Origin of the sequence: Arthrobacter sp. UYP6 (assembly GCF_040547315.1) — a bacterium.
GTDB lineage: Bacteria > Actinomycetota > Actinomycetes > Actinomycetales > Micrococcaceae > Arthrobacter_B.
Map to the genome: position 1 here is coordinate 72,451 of NZ_JBEPPM010000019.1, position 13,512 is coordinate 85,962.

General features: G+C 65.5%; 12 protein-coding genes. 5 read left to right on the forward strand and 7 right to left on the reverse strand.

Translation table 11 applies throughout. The annotated features are described in order from the left end of the window. Positions 1-39 precede the first annotated feature (39 nt). Genes ABIB35_RS15365 through ABIB35_RS15395 form a run of 7 tightly spaced genes read right to left on the reverse strand, consistent with a single transcriptional unit; the run spans position 40 to position 6,523 of the window. Complete coding sequence (locus ABIB35_RS15365) at positions 40-744, reverse strand: DUF4166 domain-containing protein (RefSeq protein ID WP_354182593.1); 705 nt, start codon at positions 742-744, stop codon at positions 40-42. A gap of 3 nt (positions 745-747) precedes the next feature. Continuing rightward, a complete protein-coding gene (locus ABIB35_RS15370) occupies positions 748-2,040 on the reverse strand; it encodes a DUF58 domain-containing protein (protein ID WP_354182594.1) in 1,293 nt (430 codons plus the stop codon). Positions 2,041-2,054: 14 nt separating this feature from the next. Then, positions 2,055-3,146 carry an AAA family ATPase gene (locus ABIB35_RS15375; RefSeq protein ID WP_354182595.1) on the reverse strand — a complete coding sequence of 364 codons (1,092 nt, stop codon included), beginning with the start codon at positions 3,144-3,146 and terminating at the stop codon, positions 2,055-2,057. Further along, entirely contained in the window at positions 3,143-4,366 is a 1,224-nt protein-coding gene (locus ABIB35_RS15380; RefSeq protein ID WP_354182596.1) for a DUF4350 domain-containing protein, read from the reverse strand. Before ABIB35_RS15380 ends, ABIB35_RS15375 begins: the two co-directional genes overlap by 4 nt. Then, positions 4,363-5,028, reverse strand: coding sequence for a DUF4129 domain-containing protein (locus tag ABIB35_RS15385; RefSeq protein ID WP_354182597.1), 666 nt, complete (start codon positions 5,026-5,028; stop codon positions 4,363-4,365). Before ABIB35_RS15385 ends, ABIB35_RS15380 begins: the two co-directional genes overlap by 4 nt. 2 nt (positions 5,029-5,030) lie before the next feature. Continuing rightward, positions 5,031-5,555 carry a DUF7847 domain-containing protein gene (locus ABIB35_RS15390; RefSeq protein WP_354182598.1) on the reverse strand — a complete coding sequence of 175 codons (525 nt, stop codon included), beginning with the start codon at positions 5,553-5,555 and terminating at the stop codon, positions 5,031-5,033. Then, positions 5,465-6,523, reverse strand: coding sequence for a hypothetical protein (locus ABIB35_RS15395; protein ID WP_354182599.1), 1,059 nt, complete (start codon positions 6,521-6,523; stop codon positions 5,465-5,467). Before ABIB35_RS15395 ends, ABIB35_RS15390 begins: the two co-directional genes overlap by 91 nt. 265 nt (positions 6,524-6,788) lie before the next feature. Here ABIB35_RS15395 and mtrA point away from each other — a divergent pair, with 265 nt between their 5' ends. The 5 genes from mtrA to hpf all read left to right on the forward strand — a co-directional run bounded on the left by mtrA (position 6,789) and on the right by hpf (position 12,939). Next, entirely contained in the window at positions 6,789-7,466 is a 678-nt protein-coding gene (mtrA, locus tag ABIB35_RS15400; protein WP_354182600.1) for an MtrAB system response regulator MtrA, read from the forward strand. A 100-nt stretch (positions 7,467-7,566) separates the two neighbouring features. Further along, positions 7,567-9,174 (forward strand): MtrAB system histidine kinase MtrB, encoded by a 1,608-nt coding sequence (mtrB, locus tag ABIB35_RS15405; protein WP_354182611.1) that lies wholly within the window; start codon positions 7,567-7,569, stop codon positions 9,172-9,174. Beyond that, positions 9,164-10,936, forward strand: a complete 1,773-nt coding sequence (locus tag ABIB35_RS15410) for an LpqB family beta-propeller domain-containing protein (protein WP_354182601.1) — start codon at positions 9,164-9,166, stop codon at positions 10,934-10,936. Before mtrB ends, ABIB35_RS15410 begins: the two co-directional genes overlap by 11 nt. Before the next feature lie 446 nt (positions 10,937-11,382). Next, positions 11,383-12,075 carry a ComF family protein gene (locus ABIB35_RS15415; RefSeq protein ID WP_354182602.1) on the forward strand — a complete coding sequence of 231 codons (693 nt, stop codon included), beginning with the start codon at positions 11,383-11,385 and terminating at the stop codon, positions 12,073-12,075. 147 nt (positions 12,076-12,222) lie between these two features. Further along, positions 12,223-12,939, forward strand: a complete 717-nt coding sequence (gene hpf / locus ABIB35_RS15420; RefSeq protein ID WP_354182603.1) for a ribosome hibernation-promoting factor, HPF/YfiA family — start codon at positions 12,223-12,225, stop codon at positions 12,937-12,939. The last annotated feature ends 573 nt before the right edge of the window (positions 12,940-13,512 follow it).

Consider the following 13,512-nt stretch of genomic DNA (forward strand, 5'->3'; position numbering starts at 1 on the left):
CCGCAGCAGGCCCCGCACGCGTCCCGGGACGGCGGGCGCTTAGGTCCGCTGTTCCCAACGCGCCGGAACGGTGTCCGGCGGGAGAATCCCGTTCCACGGCTGCTCGGTGTAGCTGAAGCTGCCCTCGTACACGAAGATGGTCCCTATCTGCCGCTGCACCACGTTGGTCCGGATCCGGAAGGTGCCGTCGGCGTCGTCGTACCACTGCTCCACATGGGCGTCCGCCGCGGCAAAAGCCGGCAACGGCAGTCGAAGCGGCCCCAGGAACAGGCGGCTGCGGGGTGAATCCATGAGCAGGTGGCCGTCCTCGGTCACGGCTAGGACCAAATCGGTGGCGAGGTTCCGCTTGCGGCCCAGATAATCAGTGAGCTGCCCGGGAGCGGTCAGCGTAGTGGTGTCCTCGAAGATCCGGTCTCCGCCGGGAAACCGAAAGGTGCGCACCGCGGTCAGCGAGGGCCGGTTCCAGGGATCCGCGGAGGGGTAGTTACGGATGGTAAAGGGGATGCCGGTGCCGTAGTCGGGGAAGAACGCGTTGGACACCGGAACCAGTTTGAGCAGCGGCCGCAGCCAGGGGCGCGGACAGCCGGCGGTCTCGAAGACGCCCGTGCCTTCGCCATACACGCCAGCGCCCGGAACAGCGGAAAAATAGTCCTGAAGTTCGGGCTGCAGCCGGTCGAATGCCGGGCCAAGGACCTGCTGATAGATGGACCGGGGAGCGGCGTCAGCCGGCGGGGTTGTGTCCATGATTTAGAGCCTTCCCGAGGCCTTGAGTCGGATGTACAAGTCAGCGAGCTTGGGCGGCAGCTCGTGCGGAGTCTCATCAACCACTTCGGCGCCCATGGAGCGCAGCTGGGCGGTCACGGCAGCACGGTCCAGCAGGGCACGTTCGGCCGCCGCTGCACGGAAGGCATCCGCGGCCGTGGTCCGCTGCCGGCGCAGTTCCTCCAGTTCGGGATCCCGGACGGAGGCAACCACCACCACATGTTTGTCCAGCAGCTGCGGCAGCACGGGCAGCAGCCCCTCTTCGATGGCACCGGAGTCCAGGGCCGTAATCAGCACCACCAGGGAACGGCGGGTGGACACGGACTGGACGGCTCCGGGCACCAGGGAAAAATCGGCTTCGATCAGCTCGGCGTCCAGCGGCGCAATCGCGGTGACGAGGCGGTTGAGCAGGTTGCCCTTTCCGCTGGACGCCACGCGCGCCCGGATGCGCCGGTCAAAGGCCAGGAAATCCACCCGGTCCGCTCCGCCGGAGGCCAGCATGGCCAGCAGCAGGGCCGCTTCAATACCGGTGTCCAGGCGCGGTTCATCCGCTATCCGTGCGGCGGAGGTGCGGGAGGTGTCCAGGAGCAGCACCACCCGCCGGTCACGCTCCGGCCGCCAGGTCCGGACCACGGTGTCCCGCCGTCGCGCCGTGGCACGCCAGTCAATCGAGCGGACATCATCGCCGCGCACATAGTCCCGCAGCGAATCAAACTCTGTTCCCGCACCCCTCATCTGGACCGAGGCGTTGCCGTCCAGCTCGCGCAGCCGCCGCAGTTTTGACGGGAGATGACGCTTGGAGTGGAACGGAGGGAGCACCCGCAGCACGGCGGGACACGGCAGGGTGCGCTGGCGGGCGGCGAGGCCCAGCAGACCGAAGCTGCGCACCGTCACGGATTCGCTGCGCAGCTCGCCCCTGCGCTCGGGGTGCAGCCGCACCTCGAAGCGACGGGCTTCACGGCCCGGGATCAGCATCCGCTGGACCGGGCTGAGAGCCCCCGCCGAAGGCTGCCACCCGTCCCGGAAGCTGCCGCGCAGGGTGCGTCTGCCATTGTTGCGCACGGTCAGGACGACGGCGGCGGGCTCGGTCAGGCGTACGTTGCCGGGTTCGGCGCGTTCCAGGGCCAGCACGCGCGGCGAAGCGGCGGCCAGCAGGTCCGCGGCAGCGGCTAGGCACAGGAGCGCCAGCCACAGCCACATCGCGGAACTGCCGGGAAACAGCACCACCGCCACGGCGCCCACCACGGCGAGGAAAACCAGCCGGCCGGAAATAGCCATCAGTAGCCGGCGTCCTAGCGGGGTACCGGAACGGTGGCCATGATGCTGCCCAGCACGTCATCCACGCTGACGCCGTCCATCTGGGCTTCCGGGCGCAGGGACACCCGGTGGCGTAACGCGGGCAGGGTAAGCGCCTTGACATCATCAGGGGTGACGAAAGTCCGTCCCGAGAGCCAGGCCCAGGCCCGGGAGGTGTTCAGCAGGGCGGTGGCACCGCGCGGGGAGACCCCCAGCTGGAACGAGGGCGCTGCCCGGGTGGCCCGGACCAGGTCCACGATGTAGCCAAGAACTTCGGGGGAGACCTCCACACCGGCTACCGACCGCCGCGCCTGTTCGAGATCCGCTGCTGTGGCGACTGCACGCACTCCGGCAGCCGCAAGGTTGCGCGGATCGAAGCCGCCGCTGTGCCGCCGGATGATCTCGATCTCGTCATCCCGGCCGGGGAGATCCAGCGTCAATTTGAGCAGGAACCGGTCCAGCTGTGCCTCGGGCAGTGAATACGTTCCTTCGTACTCCACCGGGTTCTGGGTGGCGGCAACAATAAACGGATCGGGCAACAGGCGTGATATTCCGTCCACTGAAACCTGCCGCTCCTCCATGGCTTCAAGCAGCGAGGCCTGTGTTTTGGGCGGAGTGCGGTTGATTTCGTCGGCCAGCAGGATATTGGTGAAAACGGGTCCTTCCCGGAAGGTGAACTCCGAGGTGCGGCCGTCATAGATCAGGGAACCGGTGACGTCTCCGGGCATGAGGTCGGGAGTGAACTGCACCCGTTTGGTGTCCAGGTCCAGTGCAGCGGAGAGCGAGCGCACCAGCAGTGTCTTGGCGACACCGGGGACCCCTTCGAGCAGTACATGGCCCCGAGCCAGCAGGGCAATGATCAGGCCCGTCACCGCCGCGTCCTGGCCCACCACCGCCTTGGCCACTTCCCGGCGGACGTCCAAAAGTGCCTGCCGGACAGGGTCGGCGGCCGGGGCGCCCTCGGCGGCTCCTGCCTCGGGAACTGACTGCCCCGGAGCCGCGGCAGGGTCCCGGCCATCGTCGGCGGGGTAATTCGCGGCGGGTGCCGGCGCGGGGCCGGGCGGCTGCGGCTGGTACTGCTGGCTCATGATGCGGTGACCTCTTCCTCTAGGGCTTGCAATTCCTGGGACCACTTAACAAGGGCGGCCTCTGTGACCGGGGGAGCACCGTTCAGTAGCCGGTCCACCTCGTGCACCGGCCGACCGGTCGACTCCGCAGCCGCCCGCACCACCATCTCGGTGCTGCAGCCGGGACCCAGCCGCAGCCGGACCGCCAGCCGCGAGAGCGCGGCGGCACGGAAGGTAGCCGCCGCGCGGTCGGAGGCCCGTCCGTCCTGGTAGAGGCGGGCCCGGCCTTCTGCTGTCTCTGCGGACCGTACCACTACGGGCATGGGTTCGACGGCGAGTGGTCCCAGCCGGCGGCCACGCCACAGCATGGCGAGCACTGCCACGACAAGCAGCCACACCAGCAGCGGGTCCACCCACCCGGGCAGCAGGGCACGGGGATCCTCGGGGCCCGCCCCGGCGGGGATATCCGCGATGGTGGGGAGATACCAGACCAGGGTGTCGGTTGACCCTAGTGTCCGGAGCACCAAGGCGGCGTTGCCGCGGTTCGCGAGCGCATCATTCGCCAGCAGCCGGGAGTTTCCCAGAACCACCACACCGCCGTCGTCGTCCGCGGCGTACGAACCCAACGTTCCGTCGCTCTCCGGCGGGGCAAAGCAGACAGCGGGCCCGCGAAAGGCGTAACCGCCGGCATCGATGCTTTCCGCGGCAGCGGCATCGGCCACATCGCAGTCAGCGTCAAGGGCGGTGTCCGTGCCGGGCAGTACGCCTGCGGAGCGGATGCCCGGTGCGAGCTCGGAAAGCTGGGCAAAGGTAGGTTCCACCAGAACCTGCCGCCGGGCCAGACCGTCCAGCTCCGCCAACTGGTCCTGGCCAAGGAAACTGTTGGGGTCATACAGCAGCAGCGTGGACTGCGATCCGTTGTCCTGGAGGAGCCCCATCGCCTCCTCCAGCGAGTCTGCACGGCGGATGTCCACCCCCTGCTCCTTCAGGATGGATGCCGCCGCCTGCGCACCCGAGGGAGCCGGATTCTCGGGGGAGAGGGCGGCGTCGTCATCGCCGGAGTCACCCAGGACACGCAGGAGAACCACTACACACAGCACCAGCGCCAAAATGATCCACAACCGCCAGGTCCGCAGCCGTGTCTTCAGACGTGAGTTCCTGGCCGGTCCCGGAGAAGGAGCCTGCGCCGCGGCCGAAGCGGGGGCGCCGGGGACTGCGTCGCCGGAGACGGAAGTGCTCACCGCGGCACCGCCAGGACTGCACCGACAACAGGTGAGGCAGAGGGATTGGAGCGCTCCAGCAGGCTGTCCAAGTCGCGGGCGCGCGCCGCGTCCGCTGAATCGGCGCCCAGATGCCCGTAACGCACTTCATCGAAACGCCTCGCCAGCCAGGCGATTTCCTCTGCGGCTGCTGGGAAGGATGCCGCCAGAGCGCGGCCGGCCTCTGCGGCTGTGCGGCCCGCGCGCGGTTCCAGGATCACCCGTTCCTCCGCGGAACGGATGACTGCCCGCAGCCGCTCAGCCAACGCCGTGTCCCATTCGCCGCGTGCGGCCGCTTCTTCTGCCAGCAACCGGTGGTCTACCGCCACTTTGATGTCCTCAGCGTCGAAGAGCTCCTTCCGCCGCCGCGCATTCAGCCGTGGCTTGATCAGGAAGAGCACCGCTGCGAGGACTGCGGCGGCCCCGGCAGCAAGGAGCAGCACCCCCAGCGTGGGGTCCACGCCGCTGAGCCCGTCCAAGAGGTTTGCCAGGAAATCCCCGACCCATCTCCAGAACCGGTCCAACAGGCTGGGCTTGGCCTCCTGATACACGGTGCGGGACAGTTCCTGTTCTGCCCACTCCCGGGCCTGATCAGCGTCGGGGACTACCGGTACGTTTCGGCCGGAGGGCGATGCCGGCAGCATCCTCATCCGTTGTAACCCCGGTCCGGAGGGCCGCCGTAGGGCGCCGGCCCCGTTCCCGGGGGTGTGGCTCCGCCACGGGGACCAGCGGAGGTTCCGCTGCCCCGTCCGGGCACCAGATCGGCGTTGGAACCCACCAGCTCCTGTTCCTTCATCAGGGTGAGGTCAAAGCCTTCACGGCGCATGCGAAGGTCAACATAGAGCAGTGAGGTGACAGCAGCCTGGAAGGCATATCCGATGGCGCTGAAGAAAGTGGTGATGGCGATATTGAGGGCAACGAGGGCCATGGCCGCCCCTGGGTTGGGCTCCGCACCGCTTCCGAGCGCAGTGACGAAGCTGAAGATCAGGACCACGGGCACGCTGATCACAGAGGACACAATAGATACGAGGATCGCCGTCAGGGCGAGGATGCCGAAGGAACGCCAGAAGTTGCGCCGGGTCAGCAGCCAGGAGCGGCGCAGCGACCCGAAAATTCCGGCCGGTTCCAGGACCAGGGCTGCAGGGGCCAGGGCAAGCCGACCACCAGCCAAACAAAAACAGCCACCAGCGCCAGGACACCGATGATCACTACCGGAACTCCCGCCGCACCCATGACACTGGCGAGCAGGCCCAGCAGGACGCCGAAGACCACTAACCCCGCGACGGCCATCGCAGTCAGCACCAAACCCAGTCCCGCAAGCGCCAGCAGCCGGGAACGGCAGAGTTTCCAGGTAGGTGCGAAACCCGTCTTGAGATTGAGGATGGACCGGGCAATGGGGACCACCAGCACTCCCTGCAGCAGCAGGACGCCCACTACGGACACCACCCCCAGAAGGGTCAGCCCGGTCAGGGACCACGCCACGTCCGAACCGGAGACCTCAAACTCCGAGGTGTCAAAGTTCGTGCTGTACACCGTGGTGGACAGGAGCCCGCCGGCAAACACGAACGTCAGCAGGGAGATGACGGCCTGGATCAGCAGGGCTGTGCCGAAGGTTGCCCCGGGATTTTTCCTGCAGGCCTGGAAAGCACCGTCCAGCAGCTCACCCAGGCCAAGCGGGCGCAGGGGAATGACGCCGGGTTTCGGCGGAGGGGTCCAGCCGCCCTGCTGCAGGTATCCCGGGGCACCCCAGGGCTGGGCCGGTGCACCCGGCTGCGGAGCGGGAGGGCCCCATTGCGGGCTCTGCCGGTCCCAGGGGTTGTGTGGCTGCTGGCCGGGAGGGCCCCACTGCTGTGGCTGCTGGCCGGGAGGGCCCTGCTGCTGTGGCTGCTGGCCGGGAGGGCCCCACTGCTGTGGCTGCTGGCCGGGAGGGCCCTGCTGGGAAGAGATCGGGGTATTGGGGGGAGGTGGGCCCGGGGCGCTCGGGGGAGGCGGTTCCGGGGCGCCCCACTGAGGTGCCGGTGGTACGCCGGGTGCGGCGGAAGCGGGACGTCCGCCGTCGTCGTCGTTCTGGTCCGGCTCTGGCCGGGGAGCCTGATCCCGCTCCCGCGGGTCCCCGCCGTTGTGATTGTCCTGACCCAAGGTCTTCCCCCAAACAGTTGTTTGCCCTGATCCGACTATAGTTCCAGACCAGTCCCGGCGTCCGCGTAGAAACGGCCGGATTCTCCGTCCTCTAGGATGATAAGGATATTGTCAGCTGGCGCGGCGTCCTCGGACGCCTCCGAATGCCCTGCATTCGAAGACAGCGGACAGAGGGCTCGGCGCATGCAGCCGGGCCGCCGGCATTTGTCCGGTCAGGCACCGCAACGAGGAACCGGCTTGAGCAGTCAACTGGGGACAGGGAGTTATGAAGGCACGCATATTGGTCGTTGACGACGACGAAGCACTGGCCGAGATGATCGGCATTGTGCTCCGCAACGACGGGTTCGACCCTGTCTTCTGCGCGGACGGTTCCAAGGCGCTGGAGGTCTTCCGTGGGTCTAAGCCGGATCTTGTCCTGCTGGATCTTATGCTGCCCGGAATCGACGGCATCGAGGTATGCCGGCAGATCCGTGGCGAGTCCGATGTTCCCATTGTCATGCTGACTGCGAAGTCAGATACGTCAGACGTCGTCCGCGGCTTGGAATCGGGAGCGGACGACTATGTGCCCAAACCGTTCAAGCCCGCTGAACTCGTGGCGCGCGTGCGGGCCCGCCTGCGACCGGGTGACACCAAGTCCCCGGAGTCCCTCAGCATCGGTGAGGTTGCGATCGACGTTGCCGGCCATGTGGTCACCCGCGGCACCGACACCATTTCGCTGACCCCGCTGGAATTTGATCTCCTGGTGGCCCTCGCTAGGAAGCCGTGGCAGGTTTTTACCCGCGAAATGCTGCTGGAACAGGTCTGGGGCTACCGCCATGCAGCGGACACCCGGCTCGTCAACGTCCATGTGCAGCGGCTCCGTTCCAAGATCGAGCGCGACCCGGAAGCACCCGAAATAGTCCTGACGGTGCGCGGTGTCGGTTACAAAGCCGGTCAGAGCTAGGCGCTCGCGGACTTCGGTCCTGAAGACCGAAGTCCTGCCTGCGGCGCTGCGGGCACTCACGCGGCTCCGCGTCGCTCTGCGCAAAGCGACATTCCAACGAATCGCCCGTCTCTGGCGGCGCTCTCTGCTTTTCAAGACGGTGGCTTCCACTCTGCTGCTCGTGACCCTTGCGTGCGGCGGGGTAGGGGCATTCCTTTCTCATCAGATTGCCGGTGCGCTCTATGAAGAGCGCCTGAATCAATTCCAGTCCGAGGCCACAGCCGGCCTTGTTTCGGCCAAGGAAAACTTCCGGACCACAGCGGCAACGGACCGTGAAGGCACCGAGCGTCTGGTCTCGAACACACTGTCCCTGCTGGAAGGCCAGGGCGCCGACGCACGGCGCCTGTACCTGTTGACCCCCATGCCGGACCAGGAACAGAACCTGTTTGTCTCCCAGACCCTTGGGGAGGGCATTACCTCGGGCAGTATTCCGCTCACGCTGAGCGAGTCCGTGCGCAGCATCAATGTGGACGAGGACCGGGACACCATTCACTGGTCGCCTCTGGCGCTTGCGCACGGGGAGCCGGGGCTGGCCTTTGGCACGAAAGTCACGCTCCCGCCGGACAGCGCCGAGTATGCGCTGTATCTGATTTACGACCTGTCGTCCATGCAGCAGACCCTCGACGACATCCACCGCATCCTCTGGATTGCCGGGGGACTGCTCTTGGCCATCATCGGAACCATCGCTTGGATTGTCGCCAGAGCCGGCGTGGGTGCCGTCAGCGACGCCGCTGCGGTGTCCGAGAAGCTGGCTGCCGGCGAGTTGCAGGAACGCATGGTGGTCAAGGGTGAGGACGACGTGGCACGTCTGGCCGCCTCCTTCAACCATATGGCGGCCACCCTGCAGGACCAGATCACCCAGCTGGCACAGCTTTCACGCATGCAGCAGGTATTTGTCTCCGACGTCTCCCATGAGCTCCGCACTCCGCTGACCACCGTGCGGATGGCCGCCGAGGTGCTCTACGACGCCCGAGACGGTTTTGATCCCATCAGCCGCCGTTCAACGGAACTGCTTTATCACCAGGTGGAACGGTTCCAGGCGCTGCTGGCGGATCTGCTGGAGATTTCCCGGTTCGACGCCGGCGCCGCAACTCCGGATCTGGAACCCACTGACATTTTCACAGTGGTCCGTGACGTCATTGACGCCACCGAGCCGCTGGCCTTGAATATCGGATCCGAAATCACCGTGGTATCCAAGGAAGTCAGCTGCATGGTTGACGCAGACGCGCGGCGGATTGAGCGTATTATCCGCAATCTGGTGGTCAACGCACTGGAACACGGCGAGGGGCAGCCCATCGAGATTGCCATCGCCTCCAACATTGATGCCGTTGCGGTTGCCGTGCGCGATCACGGTATTGGGATGACCGACGACGAAGCGTCCAGGGTGTTCGACCGCTTCTGGCGCGCCGACCCGGCACGGGCTCGTACCACCGGTGGCAGCGGGCTCGGTTTGTCCATTGCTGTCGAAGACGCCCTGCTGCACGGCGGACTCCTGCAGGCCTGGGGCCGGCCCGGAGACGGAGCCTGCTTCCGGCTCACCCTTCCGCGCCGGCATGGCGCGCCGTTCACTGATTCCCCGGTGCCGCTCTCACCGTACGACGGCGCCCCGGGAACCCGGGCGCTGGCCGCACCGGCAACAGCAGGGCAGGAGATGAATCATGAACTCTGACAGGTCCGTTCCCGAACGGGCCCTGGGAGGGCCCGTTGCCCGGCTGGTCCTGATGGCCGTCCTTGCGCTGACGGTCCTCTCAGGGTGTTCCTCCATTCCCACTACAGGTCCGGTGGGCACCGCATCTGCAGACAGCGATGGAAGCTCGCTGGTGGACACCTTCGCGGTCGCCCCACGCGGCCCCAGCCAAACCGGAGGAGAAACTGCCGGAGAGATCCTGCAGGGCTTCATCACTGCGGGAACAGGCGCGGCAGATGACTACAGCGTGGCCCGTGAGTTCCTCACCGATGAGCTGGCCGAGACCTGGTCCCCCACGGACCGGGTACTCATTTATGGTGCGGATCCGGACATCGTGCCCGCGTCAGACGGAAACAGTTATTCCATTCAGCTGGAAGTCGTCGGTGCGCTCGATGCGCGCGGAATCCGCACGGACAAGGCCTCGGGGACCACTGAAACCCTGTCCGCTCGGGTGGAACAGGTGGACGGGCAGTGGCGGATCAGTGCTATTCCGAACGGGATCATGATCTCCGAGGTCAATTTCTCCCTGCTGTTCCTCTCCCACAACCTGTACTTCTATTCCAGCAATTACGACTTCTGGGTTCCCGATACCCGCTGGTTCGTGCAGAAATCCGGACTCGCGGCCAACGTGGTCAAGGCAATGCTGGAGGGTCCGGCACCCTATCTTCAAGGGGCGGTCAGCAGCGCCTTCCCCGCGGGTACCGCTCTTGCCCGAGACGCCGTTCCGGTGGTCTCCGGAGTGGCGACGGTGGATTTGTCCGCGGAGGTCCTGCAGGATTCCAATGATCTGAACCGTCAGCAGATGGCGCTGCAGCTGCAACAAAACCTGACCAATCTCAACAATGTGAACTCGGTCAGCATGACCGTCAACCAGCGTGCGGTGGACCTGGGCAAGGAGAGCAGCGCCCTTGTTGACGCCGTCGCTGATCCCGAGGTGGGCGGCACTCAGATCGCCGTATATGACGATGAGCTGGTCTACTTCAAGGGAGCGGATCCGCAGGAAATTGAGGGCATCCCCAGCGTCGCCGCCTACGGTCCCCGGGATCCGGCACTCTCTCTTGACCTGGCTACGGTTGCCTTCCTCAACGAGGACCGGACGTCACTGTTCATGACCGGCCCCAACCAGGACGTGCGCGAAGTCCTTGAGGGAACTTCGCTGACCGCCCCCAGCATTGATCCCGAAAAATGGACCTGGACTGCTTCGGGCGGAGAGAGCGGCTCAAGGATTCTCGCCCTGCCGCCGGGCGGCGGCCCGGAACAAGTGCTGTCGCTGCCGGTTCCGTGGCTGAATGAAGCTGAGGTCTCTGAACTGCGCATCTCCCGTGATGGGGCACGCGCACTGCTGGTCACCAACCAGGGCGGACGAAGCCACGTGCTGATTGCCGGCGTCGTGCGGGATGCGGACGGGGTCCCGAAAACCCTGACCACGCCGCTGGAACTGGCCGTCACCGCCAATACCGGGTCGGGGATTCCGGAAACGCTTCCCGTGAACCGGGCCAAGTGGGTCTCCCAGGATTCAATTGCGGTGCTGCAAACGTCCGCGCAGGACCAGGTCACCCCCTTGATTCTGGGTCTGGGACTGGACCCTGAACCGCTGGCAAGCCTGGCCGGTATCACCAGCCTGAGCGTCGGCAAGGGGGAACAGGAAATTTTCGTCCAGACCCCCTCGGGTATGTACAAACGGATGGGCAACAGCTGGTATGAAGTGGGCAAGGGGCTGCTGGATCCGGCATTCCCCGGATAGCCCTTTTCCGGGTCCTCCCTGTTCTTTCGCACAGGGGATCGGGCATGCTCGATCCCCTGTGCGCAGCTGGTGCGCACAACTCCTGCACTGGGCTCCTGCACAGGGCTCCTGCACTGGGCTCCTGCACTGGGCCGTGACCGCGGCCTGCGGCGGACGTCTTACCCACAGATGTATTCAGCCGTGGCAGCGCACTACGGATCTTGATCCAAGCTGGGATCATGTTCCGTTTTCCGATCGCCGTTTCGCGGGTGGCCAAAACCGCGGACAGGTGCTGGCTGCACCCCTGTGTGTCCGCTGTCAGGAGCGCATCTGCGGACCTGGTCGCTGTGCTGCTGCCGACGTCGTGCGTGGTCTGTGGTGCCGCGGATTATTCGCTGTGCCCACACTGCAGACACAGGGTCCGGCGCAGCGGAGTCCGGCCGTACTATGCGCAGGCAGCCGCGGAAATGCTTCCTCATGCCGAAGTCCAACCGAGCAACGGTCCCGGTCCCGGCATCGATGTCGAGCTGGAACTGCCGGCCCTGCCGGTACTCGCTGCCGGCCGTTACGCCGGCAGCTTGGCGCGGGTGCTGCTCGCGTTCAAGAACCACGGTCACACGGATCTTGCCGGCGCGCTCCGTCCATTACTGGCCGGAGCACTTCATCAGGCCGTTAGCGACGTCCCCAGCAGCAGCAAACTTGTCCTGGTGCCGGTTCCGGGCACTGGAAGCGCGCTGCGCAGACGTGGCTACAATCCGCTGGGGATGCTCCTGGGCACCCTCCACACCGGAGGGCTGCTGCCCGCCGGAACAGATGTTCAGGCCCTTGTCCGCCTGTCTGTGACGGGGCCGCGAGTCCTGCTTCGCCCTGGCTCCCGCAAGAACAGCGGCAGCCAAAAGAGTCTGGGACGGAAGGGCAGACGTCGGAATGTTTACGGAACTATGACGGCAGGAGGTGCCGGCTCCCTGTCCGGTGTCCGGTGTCTCGTCGTCGACGACGTCCTCACCACCGGTGCAACCATAGCCGAGGCAACCCGTGTGCTGAGAGCAGCAGGAGCCCGGGTTGAAGGCGCTGTGGTGATCGCAGTAACCGCAGCGCCGTCATGTGATGTAGATAACAGCAGGGGGCGGAGCCTAGCCCAAAGCGAACGTCTCGGGTAATCGGAATGTCCGGAGGTGAATAACGCTGGGGAGTGATCTAACGTGTTGGTATGGACAGCTTCAAGAAGCGGAGTTGTTCTGCGGCAGCGGTCGCAAGGGTTTTGGCAGCGGCCGTTGCTGTGTCACCGAAATCTATTGGAGGGCACCATGGAATTCATGATCAGCGGACGCAACGTTGCAGTATCCGACCGGTTCCGGGAATATGCCGAGGAGCGAATCGCCAAGGTCGAGAACCTGGCGAACAAGGTGCAGCGGGTAGATGCGCGAGTCACCAAGCAGCCCAACGTCCGTGAGGCCGACAGCTCTCTCACCGTGGAATTGACCGTTGTAGGCCGGGGTCCCGTTGTGCGGGCAGAGGCCACATCCGGCGACAAATTTGCAGCGTTTGACCTTGCCTATGCCAAGCTCATCGAACGCCTGCGCCGGGCCAGCGATCGAAGGAAGGTCCATCACGGTCGCCATACTCCGGTCGCCGTTCGGGTCGCGACAGCAGACCTGGAAACGGCCAGCACCAGTGAACCGCTCCACGTCCAGCTGGAGAAAGCGGCCGCCGACGCTGCTGTCTCAACCAGCGACGAGTCCGCGGAATTTTCTGAAGATTCCCCTGTCCTGATCCGGCGCAAGGTTTTCCCGGGTGCCCCCATGAGCCTTGACGACGCTGTGGACAACATGGAACTGGTAGGCCACGACTTCTACCTGTTTGTAGATTCCGCCACCGGAGCTCCCTCAGTGGTTTATCGGCGTCGGGGCTGGACCTACGGTGTGATTACGCTCGATTCCCGGTGCGCCGAAGGAACCGAGGACCTGAAGGAAGAGATCCGGGCATACCGGGCATCGGAAAGCACCGCAGCGAAGACTGCATGACGAGGTTCGAGACCTGACGGATCCGTCAGGTCGGAACAAATAGCGAAGGCCTCCGGGCGTGGTTGAACTTCTTGAAAGTTCGACCGCCCGGAGGCCTTTTGCATGCGTTCTGAGGCTGCTTCTCAGCGCCCTGGCGCGGCCGCTATGGCTGCAGGCAGACAGGCAGGCAGACAGGTAGTTTCGCCAGAAAGACGGGTATTTGGCGGGTCTGAAACGGGCCGGTTTCGGAGCTTTTGGGGCTCTTTTTGAGGCATCCGGAGCCAGGAATGTCAGTGGCAGGTGAAAGCCTGAAGTCATGGATCAGCACGGATCTTTTCCCGAGGACAGCACCGGTGGTTCCGCCGGTGCCGGGGAGGGTGCTGTCCCGGATACGGGGAGGGATTCAGGGCGGGATTCTGGAAGGGATTCAGTGCCCAGCCTGGCGGTTTATGAGGCTGAGCCGGGGGCGGCTGCGGCGGCGGGTGCCGGTGGGTATCGTGACGGGTTTACCGGGGCCCTGGTGTTGCAGGGTGTTGAGGCCTTCACCCAGGAGGAGGCTGGTAGGGTGCTGGCCCGGCTGGGTCATGTGGTGCG

Bases quoted from the DNA above. Each gene is read 5' to 3' on its own strand.
- ABIB35_RS15415 (WP_354182602.1), top strand. From the start codon at position 11,383: ATGCTTCCTCATGCCGAAGTCCAACCGAGCAACGGTCCCGGTCCCGGC.
- ABIB35_RS15365 (WP_354182593.1), bottom strand. From the start codon at position 744: ATGGACACAACCCCGCCGGCTGACGCCGCTCCCCGGTCCATCTATCAG.
- mtrA (WP_354182600.1), top strand. From the start codon at position 6,789: ATGAAGGCACGCATATTGGTCGTTGACGACGACGAAGCACTGGCCGAG.
- ABIB35_RS15370 (WP_354182594.1), bottom strand. From the start codon at position 2,040: ATGGCTATTTCCGGCCGGCTGGTTTTCCTCGCCGTGGTGGGCGCCGTG.
- ABIB35_RS15410 (WP_354182601.1), top strand. From the start codon at position 9,164: ATGAACTCTGACAGGTCCGTTCCCGAACGGGCCCTGGGAGGGCCCGTT.
- ABIB35_RS15375 (WP_354182595.1), bottom strand. From the start codon at position 3,146: ATGAGCCAGCAGTACCAGCCGCAGCCGCCCGGCCCCGCGCCGGCACCC.
- hpf (WP_354182603.1), top strand. From the start codon at position 12,223: ATGGAATTCATGATCAGCGGACGCAACGTTGCAGTATCCGACCGGTTC.
- ABIB35_RS15385 (WP_354182597.1), bottom strand. From the start codon at position 5,028: ATGCTGCCGGCATCGCCCTCCGGCCGAAACGTACCGGTAGTCCCCGAC.